Genomic DNA, 639 nt, shown 5'->3' with positions numbered 1-639 from the left:
AAGCCGAACGAGGCGAACTGCAGCAACCTGTCAGCGGGCACGATATTGCACTGCGCCTGCAGTCCATCCAGATACGCGGCAAGCGCGCCATGGCCGATGACCACACCCTTGGGCCGGCCGGTGGAGCCGGAGGTGAAGATCACATACGCAGGCGTCGCGCCGGTCACCACCACCTGCGGCGCATGCGCCGCCATCGCCTCCAGTTCCGCCATGAACGCTGGCGCATCCAGCGTCGTCGTCTCCACACCATCAAAGGCAAGCTCAGCCGCAAGATCAGACGTACTCAGTACCAACGCGATGCCAGCATCCTCGACCGCATCACGCAGGCGCGCTTGCGGATACGCCGGATCCAGCGGCACATAGGCCGCGCCTGCCTTCAGCACCGCCAGGGCGGCCAGCGGCTGGCGCCAGCCGCGCGCCAGACACACACCAACGCAGGCGCCTTCGCCGATACCGCGGGCACGCAACCATTGCGCCAGGCGGTTGGCCTGAGCCTCCACCGTGGCGTAATCGAGCATTACATCGCCATCGACCAACGCAGGATGCGCACCGGCACGCGTGGCGCACGCGGCAATGCGCTCGTGCGCCCATTCGCCATCGGCGATGACATACCCACTGCCCTCCCAGGCGTCGAGCAAG

The 639-nt window shown here is 66.8% G+C and carries 1 protein-coding gene; it reads right to left on the bottom strand.

Annotated elements, in window-relative coordinates; all coding sequences use genetic code 11:
• A partial coding sequence (locus tag AC1KVG_RS21770; protein WP_481095806.1) for an AMP-binding protein occupies positions 1-639 on the bottom strand: 639 nt, incomplete at both ends.

The sequence above is a fragment of the Xanthomonas sp. NCPPB 3959 genome (genome assembly GCF_056675575.1).
The sequence above is the reverse complement of the archived record's forward strand: the minus strand, read 5'-3'. Positions and strand labels throughout refer to the sequence as shown.